The organism is Sphingobium sp. HWE2-09 (assembly GCF_035989265.1).
Classification (GTDB): domain Bacteria; phylum Pseudomonadota; class Alphaproteobacteria; order Sphingomonadales; family Sphingomonadaceae; genus Sphingobium.
In genome coordinates this window covers 1,902,162-1,917,838 of the sequence record NZ_JAYKZX010000003.1, presented here as the reverse complement: position 1 = coordinate 1,917,838, position 15,677 = coordinate 1,902,162, and the positions used below count along the sequence as shown (strand labels likewise).

Genomic DNA, 15,677 nt, shown 5'->3' with positions numbered 1-15,677 from the left:
GGGTTTAGCAGCGGATGCCGCTCGATAGGGCAGGTGCCCCTTCGCCTTGATCGGCAGGTCTCCCGACGGCGTGGGTCGCAAACGCCGCCGGGCGCCGCTCCCGGAGGAGCGAACGGGGCCATCTATGCGGCATGGGATCCTTCATACCATCCGGGAATTTCCCGGAACGGTGATGTCATACATTGAGAGCAATGAGCTGCGCCAAACCATTCACCCCCGTCTTCGCCATGATTGAGGAACGGTGATCCTCAACGGTCTTGGGGCTGAGGTTGAGAAGGCCGGCGACCACCTTGTTGCTGTGGCCCTGAACGAGCAGATCGAACACCTGCCTTTCTCTTGGAGACAGCATCGCGGTCCGTGCGATCTGACTGCGCCGCAGATGCGACCACCGGACGCCTTCCGCTACTGCCGCCAGTAGACGGTCTTCATCCAGAGGTTTCTCGAGGTAATCCAATCCACCATAGCGTCGCACGGAATCGACCGCGTTCGCGGTGGTCGGCCACGCCGTCATGAATACGATGGCGCTCGCGCCATCCAGCGCTCTCAGTCTGTCAGCGAAGGCAAAGCCGTCGAGGTCTCCCATCATGACATCCGTGACGATGCAATCGGCAGGTGCGCTGTCATACATGTCGAGCAGGATCACGGGATCGAGAAATGGCTCCGCCTGGTAGCCATGCCTCCGAAGCAGCCGCGCGACGCTTGCGCCCAGATCGCGGTCGTCGTCGACTACATAGACCCGTCGGACGTCATTCATCACCAGAGACCTTCTTCAGCGGGAGGGTTATGGCGGCGCGCACGTCACCATCTTCTGAAATCTCGCGTGTGAGCGCACCGCCGTGGGCTTCGACAATGGCGCGGGATACAAGCGTTCCGACCCCCATGCCCGCCTTCGGCAGTATGTCCGCGCAGTAGCGGTTCAGCACCAGTATCTCGAGCTGATCATCATCCCGCGACCTTGTGATCACGCGCACCAGCCCATCACCGGTCGCCTCTACGGCGTTCCGCAGCAGGTTCATCAGTGCCTGCGAGAGCTCGATCTCCTGCCCCATCACTACCAGATCAGGATCGACCGCATCGATGGAAAGCGTCACGCCTGCGGCTCTTGCCTCGGGCGCGATCATTCCAGCCACAGCAGCGATTAATGCCGTCACCGGCAGGGGCGTCGGCTCGTCGACGGACCTGCCGCCATAGCGCCGCAGCCGTCTGACGAGGTCGGAAAGGGTGGCGGCCTTGCGATCGATGAGTGCGGCGCTCTCTGCAATCTCCTCGTCGGCTCCCGCGGTAATCCCATGCAGATGTCGCGCTTCGATCGCCAGCGTGGACAGCGGCTGGCTGATCTCGTGGATAACCGCCACGGACATGGCGCGGAGCGTCTTGAGGCGCTCGGCCTGGAAGAGTAGCCGGTCGCGCCTCTCGACATCTGTCCGGGCCTGCTTCTGCGCATCGGAGAAGCTGCCCGCAAGATATCCCACCACGACCACCGTCGCGAGGCCTAGGTGAAGTTGCAGCCTTGCCCCTGTGCCCATGTCCATGGCGCTGTACGGAAGTACAAGCACGGTGACCGCCAGAAGAGACAGCCAGGCTGCTGCGCGACCGAAGCGAAGACCCGTCCAGGCAACTGCAAGGACGGCAGGCATCGGCTGGACGCCAAGTCCGACGCGCCTGAGCAGTTCGGTCACGACGAGCGCCACGATGAGCAGGCCGCTGCTCTCGACGATGGCATGCCAGGGAAAAGCCGCCACAGTCATCCTCGCCATGGCGCGACGCCAAGTTGCCAGATCGGCGATCCAGAGCAGTGGCGGCGCGACGATCAGGACGCCGAGAAGATCGCCCACGGTGAAGGCCGCAAGCGACGTGATGACGTCATTGACCGTCTGGACCTCCGTCAGCTCGGGTCGGATGAGCGCCTGCGGTAGAGCCGAGAGCGCTGCGACATTGGGGGCAGTGACTGCGGCAAGACCAAAGGGCATGGGCGGCGTGAGCACGTCCGCTCTGGATCCGCTCGCGAGCCAGCGGATGAAGCCGATCGTCGCACCATAGGCGATGACTGGGCGAACAATGCCCAACAGAAGGATCGGCCAGTCTGGCGAGGTGAAAGAGATCAGCCCCTTAGCTAGGTTGACCAGGATCTCGACGATGACGATGGCGGGTGTCAGCCTTGCGCCGCCGTGCCAGAGTAGCGCAAATCGGAGACCCGCCGCCGGGAACCATAGCGAGTAGTAGCCCGCACCGCCCCAGAAGCCGGCCGCCCAGTGGGCTAGCCAAAAACCAGCGGCGTAAACCAAGAGCAGGATGCAGTCCTGCCGGTCGGGCAACCAGCCTCGCATAGCATTCGACGGTGATGGAGCGAGGGTCATGTCACATCAACTGGCAGAGTGGTGATGGGCCAGATAGCAGGAAAATACCCTGATGCGTCTGTAGCGCTTGCGGCCTGATAAAGCCGGATCGGTGCGCTGCGATAATTTGTACGCGGCAAGTCGATCGGGACCGTCTGCCGGTGACCTGAGGGCAGGCCCAAGCTCGAAAGCGGCGACAGCGCCTGATCGTTGCTCACAGGCTCTTCAGTCGAGAGGTGATCGCACTCTTTTCTCCATCGTAGCCACCATGCTCATGGCGAAGGGGAGGGACCGCAATGGCAACTGCCTTGCAGCTTCCGCCAAGATGCAGGGCGTCTGCAGTGGAGTTCAGTTCGCCGGGAAGTGTCCGCGGATGTAGGCGGTGGCCTCGCTCGGTCTGAGTTCCTGAGTGGAGTTGCCCGATCTGACGAAGAAGCGTTCGGCGACGTTACCGGTGCGATCGGCGACGTTGATGAAGACCGGAACAGGTGAAGCCTCCATGTCCACCCGGCACACAGGTGTCCCATCCTGCTCGGGGAAGCTGACGCGGATGCGGGCCGCTCGGCAGGCCTGTCCGAAGTGCTTGGTGAAGAGGTTGGTCAGATGAAGCTCGAACTTGTCCCTGTTGCCGCCGAGGCAGGAGAAGTCTCGTTCCAGGCCCACCACCTCTCCGCCGTCCGACACGCCGATCAGGAGCGTGCCGCCGACGCGGTTCGCGAAGCCGGCGAGCGTCTTGAGGACCACGTCCTCCAGCTTCCTGTTGTCGCATCCGGCCTTGACGTCCCAACGTAGGCTTTCCTTGAACTCGAGACGCTCGTGCTCGCCCTCGGCTATGAGGGTTGCAAGAGGGGATGCCGGTCGTAGAACCTCAGCGCCCGGGGCGCTGACGCCAAGGACCAGCATGCCGTCACGGCGGGCGAGCCATTCCTTCTCGATTGCCTTGTTCCACACACCGGAGATCAGATCGCGCATTTGCGTGCTAGTGGATTTGGAACCTAGACGACGGGAGACGACGGTGCAGACCTGATCCTCCGAGGCACCGTAGTTGGACCGCACGGTCTCCATGATTGCGGCTTCGATCTCCGCCGGGGGGAGTGTATCGACGCGCCGGAGCGATGCGGATCGCACCATGCTGCGGTCCCTGACCTTCGGCTTCCTGGCAGGAACGGATAGGAAGTCGCCATCCTCGATCAGACGGCCCGCGTTCACGGACACGGCTATCGCCATTTCGACCGCCTCCTGGATGCGCCCGCCTGCGCGTTTGAGGCCCCAGGCGTCGCGAAGGCGGTTGACGACCTCGTTGACGTGCACTGGCCCTTCCGTCGCGACGACACCCTCTGCGAGCGTTGCGAGGATGCCCCTTGGCGCGTCGTGCAGCTCGCTGGTCAGGTGCGAGGGGCGATCGACCACCGCCTCCTCGTAGAATATCTGTTCAGGCTGGTCGTCGTTGGCCACCAGCCCGATCTCGGTCACGTCGTCGCGTTCGATTGACACGATGTCGATCGGCACGGCACGGTTCGCGTGTCTGCCTGCGAGGTCGGCGTCGTGCTCGACCTTGGCGGCCTCGATCCGCGAGACGATGAGGTCCAACTGCTCGTTCGGACGCTGGAACCAGTCGGTGCTCCATAGCCGATGGATGGTCCAGCCGTGACTTTCCAGGACCGACTGACGCAGGCGATCCCGTTCGCGTGCGGAGCGGGCCCCATAATAGGAGGCACCGTCGCATTCGATGCCGATGAGATAGCGCCCGGGACGCTCTGGATCTGAAACCGCAAGATCGATGAAGAAGCCGGCTAGGCCGACTTGGCGATGGACTTGGTAGCCGCGCGACTGGAGCGCCTTGGCGACTTGTTCCTCGAAAACGCTGTCATGATCACGACCCGTCGCTTCGGCCATGGTCATGCGTCCCGTCCGGGCAAAGTGCATGAACAGCTTGAAGGCGAACACGCCCTTTCGGGACTGCGCGAAGTCAGGGTCGATGTCCTCGTCGGTCATCGACGAGAACACCTCGCAGCGCTGCTTGGCCCGGCTGATGAGGACATTTAGGCGGCGCTCGCCACCCTCCGTTCCAAGGGGGCCGAACCGCATGGGTACGCGACCTCCGAGGACGGTGGGACCGTAGCCCACGGAGATGAAGATCACGTCGCGCTCGTCGCCTTGGACGTTTTCCAGGTTCTTGACGAAGAATGGTTCGGAGAGGTGTGACTGGAAGAAGCTCTCCACCTCTGGCGGCAGCGACCGTCGCATGAGCTCCAGGTGGTCAAGGATCGCCCGACGCTGCGACGTCGAGAAGGTTGCCACGCCGAGCGAGAGATTGGGATGTTCACGGGCATGCGCGATGATCGCCTGGGCGACGATCTTCGCCTCAACGGCATTGGTGCGCGTCGCCCCGGCATCCCAGATGCCTTGAGGGATGTGATGGAAACGCAGACCCATACCCGCCTCGGCCATGTAGGGGCTTGGCACGATGAACAGCTTGTTCTCGTAGAATTGGCGGTTGCTGACGGCGATGAGTGACTGGTGCTTGCTGCGATAGTGCCAGCGTAGCATACGGGTCGGTAGTCCTCGCGCGGTGAAGAGGCCGAGGATGCTCTCGATGTCCGCCACCCGACTGCCGTTGTCGTCGTCCTCGTCGTTCGCGGCACCAGTCATCTTGGAGAAGAAGGCGGTGGGCGGGAGCTGCTTGGGGTCACCCACGACCACCACCTGCTTCGCGCGCGCAACAGCGCCGAGCGCGTCGACAGGCTGGATCTGGCTGGCCTCGTCCATGACGAGGAGATCGAAGTCGAAGACGCCGGGCGTCAGGAACTGGGCGACGGAGAGGGGGCTCATCATGAATACGGGCTTCAGCGCCTGTATCGCCGGCGCGGCCTTCTCCATCAGCTTGCGGATGGGCATGTGACCACGCTTCCGGGCGATCTCGGCACGGAGGACACCGAGCGGACCCACCGATCCGCCGTCGCGCGGGGGAACCGCCTGATGATGCGCCTTGACCACCTCATAGCTCGCGGCCGAAATCCGCTGGCGGTCCATGTCGGCGAATTCACGCGCGAGGCGTCCGTGCAGCGTGCCGTCGAACGTACCAAGTTCCGGATCCGCTTTGAGCTGATCGGCATAGACCGCCTCGTAGTAGGCCATCTCGAACGCGCCGATGACGGCATCGGGCACGAGCCGCCCGTCCGCCAGTCGGCCGACCACGTCCGCACATCCAAGCGTCCTGGCCCGATCGGCGCGGTCCCGGTAGGCGGTCCACTGGAAGAGCTTTTCGTCGGACACGGCCCAGAATTCAATGCGGGCAAGCAGCTGCGGTATCGGGATTCGACCGGTTTCGGCGACGCCGAACACCTCCATCAGCTCGAGCCTGAGCTGGTCGGCGATTTCCGTGAGTTTGCCCTTCAGTCTGGCTGAGGCGGTCAGCAGCGGTTGACTACGGGTAGGCGGCTCGCGGCGATCCGCAATCCTGCTGACGAGCAGACGGATGTCGCGGTTGTTCGAAATCCAGGTCGTGATGTCGCGAAGGCTGGTCCAGTTCGACGAGGTTCCTTCCCAGAGGCTTCCGAACGCGCTCCGACCAAGAGGCGCAGCCTGCTCGATCGCCGAAGCTGCCTTCTGACCGTCGACTATTCTCACCAGCAAATGCTGGCGCTCCTCAAGCGAGATCGGGACGGCCTTCAGCCACCGGCGCGTCTCCGCGTCGGCATGGGCGATGCGCGATGCGAGGGCGAGCAGGGATGCAAGGTCGGACTGACGTGCGCCGGCGGCGTCTCCGAAAGCAATGGCCCGCCGCTGGTCAAGATCGTCCCAGAGTCTATTGGCGACGTTCGTAAATTCCTCGGCGGCCGCTTGGGTTCTCTGAGCGCGTATGCCCACTTCGGACTTGTCGGGGGTCCTCGCCGCGATAAGACGTGGTTCCGAACCGAGATTGCGCAGCGAGCGCATCCACTCGACCAGCGCAAGGAGGGGAGCCGAGGAGGACCGCTCCCCCCGCCAGTCGGCACCGAAGGCGCTGCGGCCGAACTCCTCCTCGGATGTCACTGTGCGGATCGCCTTCTGCCCAGCGGCGAGCGCATCCAGGGTTCTGAGCACCTCTTCCAGCGGCATGTCGGGCTGCGTGAGCACGGACTTTACCAGGCGGTTGGATCGCCGCCAGTCTCCGCTGAAGATCTTGAGGAAGCCGCTTCCGTGAGATGCGAGGACGGTCCGCGCTTCCGCGAGGTCCAGCGTCCAGGCAGCGTCCGAAAGTCCGCCGCCGATGGTGGCGCGGGCCCTTTCCAGTTCGGCGATGGCTTCCGCCAGATCGGCTGCACGTTCGACGCCGCTATCCCAGAGGTCCGCAGCGAAAGCAGCCGGGCTGGCATTCGGCGCTGCGGCGACGCGTTCGCCGATCTGCGTCAGCCGGACGATCTCGGCCAACGTGGCGGGTGCGTCCCGACCAAGGGCTTTCGCGAGCGCCAGAGCCTCGGCCATGAGACGGGGAGCCGCTTCTGCGCAGGTGCCGATCGTTTCGAAGGCTTCGAGGGAGAAGGAGTGCGGTAGCAGGGATAGCGCGTTGATCGCCTCGGTCAGGTCCGATGTCCAGGCCACCTCGTTGACCGAATGCGAAAGTTCTGCATGAAGGGCGGCCAGCTTGGCACCGTCTTCCACGAGGTTGGCGACGTCGCCTGCCTGATCTTCCCAGCATGCATTCGCGAGTGCTGCGGATTCCATCTCTGGCGCGCCCGCAACGCGGCCTGAGAGCATCGCCAGATCGGCAAAGTCGTTCAATGCTTCGGGCTTGGGTTGCTCGAGAAGTCCAGCCAGTTCAGCCTGGCCGCAGTCAAACTCTTCAATTTCGGCCTTGAGGACGGCAAGCCTCGCCATGAGGCGATCCACGTCCGTGGGCATGATCGAGGGAAGGCCTACGCCTTTCCAGGGATGTTCGTCCGGTTTGCCGAGAGCCGTGACACGCTCGGAGAGATCCGCCAGCAGTCCATGGCGTTCGGCGAAATCGTCGGGCGACCAGTCGGCAGCTTCCTCCAGTGCTATGTCGGAGGGCTTTTCGCCATCGAGGCGCAGACGGCTGAGCTGCCCTACGACCTGAAAAGGTGTCAGGCCGGAAGCGCCATGAGCCTCGTGCATTCTGCGGACGTGGGCATTGAGTTTGTCCCGCGCTTCGGTGAGGCGGACATTCAGCGTTCCGGGGGACTGGCCTCGCGGAGGTCCGAGTTCCCATGTTCGCCGCAATTCCTCGAGCAGGGAGCGCTTGTTGGCCTTGCTGCTGTGGACTTCCAGACATGCGTCCCCGACGCCGGTCGCATCGAGCCTTCGCTTTACGACCTCCAGCGCGGCCATCTTCTCGGCGACGAACAGAACGGTCTTCCCATCCGCGATGGCGGACGCGATGACATTCGCGATCGTCTGGCTCTTTCCGGTACCGGGCGGCCCTTGGATGACCAGGTCGCGTCCCCGCCGCACCTCGTGGACCGCCAGGGCCTGGGAACTGTCGCTGTCGACGATGTGGAGCATGTCGCTTGGCGGAATGAAGGGATCGATGTTGGCGTCTTCGGGGATCAGCGTGTCGGAGCCGGGAAATCCATCCGTCAGCAGACCGCGCACCAGATCCCTGTCGACGATGCTGCGACCCTCGGGCCAGTTGTCCGGATCGAGATCGCGATACATCAGGAACTTGGAGAAGGAGAAGAAGCCGAGAACGATGTTGTCCGCGATCACTTCCCAGCCTGGCTTCGCCGACACGGCGTCCGCCACCTCGCTGAAGTATGCTGCGGGATCGTACGAGTCGCTGGCCTCGAATGCCGGCAGCTTGATCCCATGTGCACGGTCCAGAAGTGCTTCCAGCGAGAGGTTGGAGGCATAGTCCTCCTGACGGGCACGCAGCTTGAACTTCTCACCGGCATTGCCGCGCTCTAGGGAAACGGGAATGAGGACGAGCGGCGCGAAGCGGACGTTGGCCGCATTCTGGGGATCGATCCATTTAAGAGCGCCAAGCGTGAGATACAGGATGTTGACGCCCTGCTCCTCCTCAAGGGTGCGGGCATCGTAGAATAGATCGAGCAGACGCTTCTGGAGACCTTTGGGGGTGAGCCTCGTCTGGAGGCGGGTATCCGAGTGGCGGGCCTGCACACCGCGTTCATCGACTTCGTCGTCCTCGGGCTGGGCGAGATCGACGATTTCGTCCACTTCCTCGCCCTCGATAGGCTCCTCGTTCGCCGATTTTCCCGCGACAAACGTGAAGGGCCTGTTTTCCCTGACGAGCAGTCTGAAGATCTCGGCGCTGACTTCGTCGATGATCTCAAGGGCGCGCACGCTTTTGGATGAGCGCGGCATGTTGAGGAGACGGTTGCGGGCCGAAAGATCGAGCAGTTCCGTCCTCGCCCGATCCAGCTTCTCCTTCAGGGGAAGGTCGCTCTGGAATACCGATCGAACTTCCAAGCCAACTTCTTCTGGAATCGTCGCCACGTTATCCCCCCTGATTCACAACCTGTATGTCAGCCTTGTCATTTGGAAGTCGAGTCCAATTGCATCCGGAAGAAGCGGATCAATCGACGATTAGACTTTCAGGATGCTTGGCTTTTGTTTTCGGTCCATGGGGCGTGTCGTTCGTGGAGAGCCAGGGGCTTCGATCTAGCAGAGGTCCCAAGTCGGCGGCGAGTTCCAACATCCGACGTCCCACCAAGGGATGGAAAACCTGTGTGGTGGCCCGGAGGGAGCGGCAGATGTCGGCGAATGCAGACCGCGCCGCCAGAACGGTTCCGGAGGCGGTGTGCTCATCCACGGGATCGTCCGTTCTCAGACTGGCGGCGGCGGCTCCCCTCATCCCGTGCAGGAACAGCCACTTGTCAATTATGCGGTAGCCGAGCAGGGGATCGAAGCCGTGCATCGCGGTCACAGCCGTGATCCTGGGACTGAGATCGGCCCAGTTGGGCGTGAGACGATCGTAGAACAAGCGCATCTGTCGGGTTCCCACGCCGTTGCTTCCGCAGACCGCACGACCGACATGTCGGTCGAAGATCGTCCAGTCTTCCGGTCGCAGGAACCAGGTTAGCTTTGAGTAGGCGGATGCCAAGTCCCGTTTGGCATCACGCCGTTTCCGATCCGAGAACCTGATGGGCCGGCTCTCGACAAGCGCCGCCAAAAGCTCCGCGCGTTTACCAAAGGGCATGGTGACCAACCCGGCGGCTTCGCAATTGAGGATGTCAGCCACCGATCGCGCGTGGATATCGCCTTGATCGACAGGTATGTTGCGCGAGACCGAGTAGGCGCGCGCAATCCTTCTCACCAGATGGACATCATAGACCCCGACCTCCCGAGCGCTGCGAATGCCGTTCTGGTCGAGTATCCCCGTGGCCTGAAGAAATCCAAAATCCGAGGTTACCCACCACTTATAGGCATCGACCACGGCTAACAGCACGAGGTCGGCTTCCGGATCGGAGTTTGCGTCATTGATCGTCATCGAGGCAGATATCCCGCAATAGACTGAACAACTTGTTGATGCGGCGCGACAATGGGATAGGCGCTCATACCGGTGTGCCCGACATCCGCGGCGGCCTCCTGCCACGCTCGATTCCGCGAAGTGGATAGGCCTGACGCAATTGGCTCATCATCTCCCGTTACGGTGGCCGCATGCGATGGGTCTCTAAACGGTCTCTGCTGCGCGCCCTTGATCGCATTGATAGGCGGTTCGCCAGTTGCGTAGGGGATCCCGGATGCTGCCGTTTCGACGTCAACATCGATACAAGGCGCGATGCCCTTTCGATTCCAGGCGCTCGCCGTAGAATGGCGGCATGACTGTTGAAATGGACTATGGCGACCTGCCGATCAGCAAGCCCGAACAGGACATGTTCGGTATCGACGGCTTCGTCCGATCACTGGCGCGATCGCTGAGGAACATGCGCTCTCCGAACGGAGTGGTGATAGCGCTCAACGGGCCATGGGGATCAGGAAAGAGCAGCGCGATCAACTTGCTCCGACACCACCTAACGGACGCGACATCATCGGGCGAGATGGAGATCGCCGACTTCAATCCGTGGTGGTTCCGCGGAGAGGAGGCGCTCGTGCTGGCCTTCTTCCGCGAACTGTACTCCGCGACCAAACCGAGCCTGGGAGACAGAGCCAGACATCTGCTCCCGAAGCTCGGTGCGCGTCTTCTGAACGCTGGCGGGGCGGTAGCGCCGATCGCGGATGCGGCCGGCGCGTCCGGCGCGGGCGCGATCGCGTCAGGCGTGATGAATTGGTTTGGCGGGATGATCGAGGAAGGTGAGAGCGTCGAGAAGCTGCACCGGGAACTGTCCGAGGCGCTCGCCAGGCAGGCCAAACGCTTCGTCGTGCTGATCGACGATATCGACCGCCTCGCGCCCGACGAGGCGCTAGCGATGTTCAGGATGGTCAAGTCAGTCGGACGGCTGCCGAACGTCATCTACGTCCTATCCTTCGATCGCGACCTTGCCGAACGCGTGGTGGCGGAACGCTTTCCGTCGGAGGGGCCGCATTATCTCGAGAAGATCGTCCAAGCCGCCTTCGAACTGCCAGCTCCGCTCGAGGAGGATGTACATCGGATCCTGATGTCGAACATCGAAACTCTAGTCGGCGGCATTGGCGAGCAGCAGCTGCTGAACGTGATGAACATGTTCCATGCCGCCGTCGCTCCGGAAGTCAGGACACCGCGGGACGCCGCGCGCTACATCAACGCTCTCTCCATCACTTGGCCGGCCGTCGAGGGCGAAGTGGATCTCGGCGATTTCATCGCGATCGAGGCCTACCGGCTGTTCCAGCCGTCGATCTATCGGGCTGTTCGCGATAACCAGGCGCTCATCTGCGGGCCGAACCGCGAAAGCTACGACCGGGGCAAGAGCGCAGAGCGCCTGGACGCCCTTCTCATCTCGAGGGTGACGGACAAGCAGCGATACCGCAATGCACTGGCGCGCCTGTTTCCGGGGTTGGATGCGATCTGGGGCAGCACGATCCACAGCGGGTCGCATTTGGACAAGGATCGTCGGATTGCCTCGCCGCGCCATTTCCAGACATATTTCCGGATGTCCATCGACCCCGACACGGTCTCACGCAAGGATCTGGCCGGAATCCTTGACGATCCGGCGGACTCGGCGTCGGTCGGCGCGATACTGAAGGGTGGGTTGAAGCAGCCGCGGCGCGATGGAACGACCCGTACGTTGGCCTGGCTCGAGGCTCTCAACTCACATGCGGAGGAGATACCGATCGAGGCTGCCGAGGCGTTCCTCCGCGGAGTGTTCGCCGTCGCAGATGACATCGACGTCGCCACCGACCGCGCTCGGGGCTTCTCGTTCGGCGGCAACAGCATGCGCATTCACTGGTTGATGCGTAGCCTGCTTCTTGAGCGGACAACCCTACAGGAACGATCTGCCATCCTGATCTCGGCTGCGCAGGTGGCGCAAGTGGGCTGGCTGGGAAGGCTTGCGGCATCCGCATGGGAGGACCATCATCCCCGCGAGGGCAAGGATCGCGAGCCTGATGACAGGTGCCTGCTGACCGAAGAGGGTGCGGAAGCCATGCGCTCTCTATTCCTGACCCGGGTCAGGGCGGCGGCGGCCGACGTCTCATTGATGAACGTTCCCGACTTGATGCGCGCTCTCTTCCTTTGGATGCACTTCCTCGACGACGACGCGGAAGTTCGAGAATGGTTGGCCGTCAGGATCGAAGAGGATGCCTCGCTCGTGACGCTCGCACGCTCATTCACGACGCACTCCTGGACACAGCAGTCGAACGACTTCGTCGCGATCAGATCCGACATCGCGTCGGTCGGCAGCCTCGCCAAGATCATGGATCCCGACCGCTTCCGTTCGAACCTTACCGGTCTACTCGGCCGAATGGAGAGCGGGTCGGACAGCCATGAGACGATTGATCAATTCCTCAGGGCTTGGGCCTATCGAGAGGAGCATGGTGACTGGTAGTCCGTTCGAGCCTCGACGGTCCTTCTCAAGGACGTTGAACCTCCGCATCCTCCGCTGCTGCCGCCTCTGATATCTCATGCACTATGCCGCCCCCGACTTCGCTGTATAAAGTCGCGATGACCGAACGAACCAGAAAGGTATCGCAGACCGCGAAGCCCAAGTCTGCACCCGCGCGAAGACCAGCGACTGCAGCATCGAAGGGCAAGCCGCCTTCCGGCAAGCCGGAGGTCCGCATCTTCGTGTCCTACTCGCACAAGGACGAAATCGCGCAGCAGAAGCTGAAGACGCATCTCGCGCCTTGGCGGCGTGATGGCGTCAGGGTCTGGACTGACAACGACATGGCTGCTGGTGCTTCATTGGGGACTGACATCGCCCGTGAACTGCGGCAAGCGCACATCTTCGTGGCGTTGTTCAGCCCCTCCTACCTGGACAGCAACTACTGCTGGAACATCGAATACAGACGCGCCATGGGACGTCGTGCGCGCAAGCTCATGCGCGTGGTCGCGGTGATAGTGAAACCCTGCTCATGGAAGCATACGTCGGCGGCCGGCTTCAAGCTCCTTCCCAAGGACGGTGTGCCCCCGGAAAGTTGGTCAAGCCACGATGCCGCGTATGTGGACGCCGCGAGGGGTATAGGTGACCTGATCGCCACCGTTCGTCGGGAACTGGCGTCCCCGTCCAAGAAGCGCGGGGCGTCGGGGATATCCAAGGCTAAGGCTGTGCAGCCGTCGCCTGCCCCCGCGCTCAAGCGACCACCAAACGCCCAGGCGAAGGCCAAACCCCGCCGCGCACCACCGCGAGTTAGCGGTTCGAAGTCCTGAAAACTCATGGTTTGGGCGTTCGCAGCCGGTATGGCTGAATAGTGAACTTGGTTGCGCCTGAGATGCGATCGCGCTGAAGGAGCCCCTGATGCCACTTGGAATCATCGCGGATGGAAGCGGCGAAATGCCCCAGCTTGAAGAGGTGTGCTCAGCCTGCGCGGGCAAAGGGGAAATTCCGGCCCGACGGTTCGGCAACACCTATCAGACAGGCGGGCCTTGCAACGATTGCGATGCACGTGGGACGAAGGTGACGCAGGATGGGCAGAGGCTGCTCGCGTTTCTCCGACGCCACCACCCCTGATTTGCAGGCGAAGCAGCCGGGCACCGCGAGATCATCGCCACTTGGGTGACTGCCGCATCGCCAAGATCATGTCGAAGACCGGTTTGCCGGCATCGGTAGGCAGCAGGCCCCATCCGCTACAGGTCGTGCATTCCGAAGGTCCCATCTGGCCGTAGCCGTTCTTCCGTTTGTCCGAAGGCATGTCGAACCATCGCCCAGAACCGCGACAGTCAGGACAGGTTCGGATGAGCTTTTCTTCGGCCATTCCCGTCTCCTCGCTTCCCACCTCTCGATCCCAATGCGGTGCGGTCGCCGCGGATCCGTATCGGGATGACGAGCGACGATCGATCGGCGCGCTGCCGGATCTACCATCAGGTTTTTCGCGGCTGCCGATAGTAGTGAGTATTTGTGGGTTCAGAGCCAGAGCGCGAAAGGGGCTCCGCACTTTGTGGCGATAGGCTACACCAGTAGATCAGCTACCATTCCGCATGTCTCCGCCACCGGACGTCTGGGCGAGACGATCTTGATCCATATGTGACCGGAAACCGCCTGCACTCTCGTGACGACGGCGTCTGACGGAACGAGGCGATGGGTGGCGAGATCGCCGAAGCGCCGACCCTGCCAAGCCGCGAGCACCGTGTCCGGTAGGCTTATATCTGGAAGTACCAGTTCGTCTTCCGAGAACCGTTCGCCGTCGGCCCGTGGGCTGACACTGCCGAAGATGACGCCATCCCGCCAGAAGAGGCATGCCGTCCTGTGCTGCCCTTGCATGCGTTCGAAGGGGAACTCGACATGGGGGTGCCTTCGAAGGCCTGCGATGACCTGGTCTGTCTGAAGTCCGGCGACCTCGATGATGCGCAGTGCGGCCTCATCCATCCAGCCGATCGCGCGGGATGCTGCGGCGAGGTCGCGAAGCGGTTGCCTCTTGCGGTGCCTAGAGACGAGAAGCTCAAGCTCCTGATCGAACGACGGCTTGGAACCTTGATGGATGCGGTATGTGCGTAGCTGCAGATCGTCGCCTAGGGCATCGACGTCGAGAATCCAGTCGGTGCCACCATTCGGGCTTACGAGAAGGCCAATAGCGACCACGCGCATCGGCCGCGTTCCATCGGCGGTAGAGGCGGCCAGTCTTTCCGCAGCCACCCTGTCACCCTCTGCGGCTACATCCAGGTCTTCAAGTGCAGTGAATAGCTCAGCGGCATCCAGTATACTGCGCGCAAGCGAAGCTGCATCGTCTTGCCCGACGGCTTCGGGTTGGACTGCAAACCGAAATTCGCAACCGGAGGGACTGTTTGAAGAAACAGCGCGGACTTGCCAGCTCTCGCGCTCGTCATCGTGGCGCAGTGCGTGAGCGAGGGAGAACGCCTCCAGACCGAGCGCGCCATTGACGTTGCACAGGTCCACCGCCGCCTCGATGAGATCGATCAGCTCACTGCCCACATCGTCAACCTTCGCGATGCTCGCGACGTCCAAGCGCCTACCGGGTATCATACTCACAGCGCTCATCTTCGTCCCTTCGTGATGCCAGTCTCGAGCCAGCGCTTCATCGGTGGGGGTCCAGGGGGGTGAATTGCGCATCCGGCGAGCATCTTCCCCACGCGTACCTGACACCGAAATGCAGAGTTTTGGCCCCTTCCTCGACCAAGATAGCGGCCAATAGCTTCCAGGAAGTTACCAGCTCTGCGTCGGCGAAAGCCGCAGAGCATCCGATCGGACCCATCCGATGACGCGAAGCCAGGGCCGAAAGACGCGCTCATTCACGTGACGCAGACGCGCTCCTGTCTCCTCGACGCAGGTCAAGTTGACGCTGCTATGGGCGGTGACGAGGATGGCCCGGTTCCGCATGGCGACATGCGTTTCAGGTCGGCGGGGTCATCTCGATCGCATCCACCCTGTCTGGGTAGAAGGCAAGGTGGGAACGGATGGCGTCCATGCTCTCGAACGGATCCTCGTAGGACCACGCTATGTCCTTCGCGCCACCACGCATCCGGTAATAGCTTGCGTTGCCCTTGTAGGGACAGTGCGTACGGGTCTGAGAGCGCTCGAGAAGCTCGATCGCCACATCCGACCTGGGGATGTAGATCACCGCTGGGTAGTTTGCTTCCTTTAGCGCGATCGCCCCGGCACTCGTCGCGACAACGGCGCCGCCGGCTCGGACGACGACCCGCCGACCTGCCTTCTCCAAGTCGATCGGATGGTCCGGGCCTGGCACTATTCCTCCTGGCATAGGAAGCTCCTGCTATATGATCGCCTCCATCTGGGGGCATGGTTGACGGATACGCCGCGTGATTACCTCCTCGTAACATAGGCGGTCGCT

Annotated in this window: 10 protein-coding genes; 3 read left to right on the top strand and 7 right to left on the bottom strand. The window is 62.4% G+C overall.

Annotation, left to right across the window (positions count from 1 at the left end; translation table 11 throughout):
* Window positions 1-175: 175 nt before the first annotated feature.
* The 4 genes from U5A89_RS14735 to U5A89_RS14720 form a co-directional block, all read right to left on the bottom strand.
* On the bottom strand, window positions 176-754 hold the full coding sequence (locus tag U5A89_RS14735) for a response regulator transcription factor (protein ID WP_338161816.1): 579 nt from the start codon (window positions 752-754) through the stop codon (window positions 176-178).
* Entirely contained in the window at window positions 747-2,315 is a 1,569-nt protein-coding gene (locus U5A89_RS14730) for an ATP-binding protein (RefSeq protein ID WP_338161815.1), read from the bottom strand. The genes U5A89_RS14735 and U5A89_RS14730 overlap by 8 nt, the downstream gene beginning before the upstream one ends.
* A 369-nt stretch (window positions 2,316-2,684) precedes the next feature.
* Window positions 2,685-8,792 carry a DUF3320 domain-containing protein gene (locus U5A89_RS14725; RefSeq protein ID WP_338161814.1) on the bottom strand — a complete coding sequence of 2,036 codons (6,108 nt, stop codon included), beginning with the start codon at window positions 8,790-8,792 and terminating at the stop codon, window positions 2,685-2,687.
* A gap of 79 nt (window positions 8,793-8,871) precedes the next feature.
* A complete protein-coding gene (locus U5A89_RS14720) occupies window positions 8,872-9,786 on the bottom strand; it encodes a hypothetical protein (RefSeq protein WP_338161813.1) in 915 nt (304 codons plus the stop codon).
* A gap of 331 nt (window positions 9,787-10,117) precedes the next feature.
* On the opposite strand from U5A89_RS14720, the gene U5A89_RS14715 reads away from it, so the two are divergent.
* The 3 genes from U5A89_RS14715 (at window position 10,118) to U5A89_RS21370 (ending at window position 13,381) form a co-directional block, all read left to right on the top strand.
* The gene (locus U5A89_RS14715) at window positions 10,118-12,259 is read left to right on the top strand and encodes a KAP family P-loop NTPase fold protein (protein ID WP_338161812.1); all 2,142 of its coding nucleotides are present in this window, start codon (window positions 10,118-10,120) and stop codon (window positions 12,257-12,259) included.
* A gap of 116 nt (window positions 12,260-12,375) precedes the next feature.
* Window positions 12,376-13,080, top strand: coding sequence for a toll/interleukin-1 receptor domain-containing protein (locus U5A89_RS14710; protein WP_338161811.1), 705 nt, complete (start codon window positions 12,376-12,378; stop codon window positions 13,078-13,080).
* Window positions 13,081-13,168: 88 nt separating this feature from the next.
* Complete coding sequence (locus tag U5A89_RS21370) at window positions 13,169-13,381, top strand: hypothetical protein (protein WP_445190657.1); 213 nt, start codon at window positions 13,169-13,171, stop codon at window positions 13,379-13,381.
* A 31-nt stretch (window positions 13,382-13,412) separates the two neighbouring features.
* Here the strand turns inward: U5A89_RS21370 and U5A89_RS14705 are convergent, their stop codons facing one another.
* The 3 genes from U5A89_RS14705 to U5A89_RS14695 form a co-directional block, all read right to left on the bottom strand.
* Window positions 13,413-13,625 carry a hypothetical protein gene (locus tag U5A89_RS14705; protein WP_338161810.1) on the bottom strand — a complete coding sequence of 71 codons (213 nt, stop codon included), beginning with the start codon at window positions 13,623-13,625 and terminating at the stop codon, window positions 13,413-13,415.
* Window positions 13,626-13,819: 194 nt separating this feature from the next.
* On the bottom strand, window positions 13,820-14,833 hold the full coding sequence (locus U5A89_RS14700; protein WP_338161809.1) for a hypothetical protein: 1,014 nt from the start codon (window positions 14,831-14,833) through the stop codon (window positions 13,820-13,822).
* A gap of 385 nt (window positions 14,834-15,218) precedes the next feature.
* Window positions 15,219-15,572 carry a DUF427 domain-containing protein gene (locus U5A89_RS14695; protein WP_338161808.1) on the bottom strand — a complete coding sequence of 118 codons (354 nt, stop codon included), beginning with the start codon at window positions 15,570-15,572 and terminating at the stop codon, window positions 15,219-15,221.
* Between the last annotated feature and the right edge of the window lie 105 nt (window positions 15,573-15,677).

Excerpts from the sequence above, each read along its gene's own strand:
- U5A89_RS14735 (WP_338161816.1), bottom strand. The coding sequence starts at position 754 with ATGAATGACGTCCGACGGGTCTATGTAGTCGACGACGACCGCGATCTG.
- U5A89_RS14720 (WP_338161813.1), bottom strand. The coding sequence starts at position 9,786 with ATGACGATCAATGACGCAAACTCCGATCCGGAAGCCGACCTCGTGCTG.
- U5A89_RS14715 (WP_338161812.1), top strand. The coding sequence starts at position 10,118 with ATGACTGTTGAAATGGACTATGGCGACCTGCCGATCAGCAAGCCCGAA.
- U5A89_RS14710 (WP_338161811.1), top strand. The coding sequence starts at position 12,376 with ATGACCGAACGAACCAGAAAGGTATCGCAGACCGCGAAGCCCAAGTCT.
- U5A89_RS21370 (WP_445190657.1), top strand. The coding sequence starts at position 13,169 with ATGCCACTTGGAATCATCGCGGATGGAAGCGGCGAAATGCCCCAGCTT.
- U5A89_RS14705 (WP_338161810.1), bottom strand. The coding sequence starts at position 13,625 with ATGGCCGAAGAAAAGCTCATCCGAACCTGTCCTGACTGTCGCGGTTCT.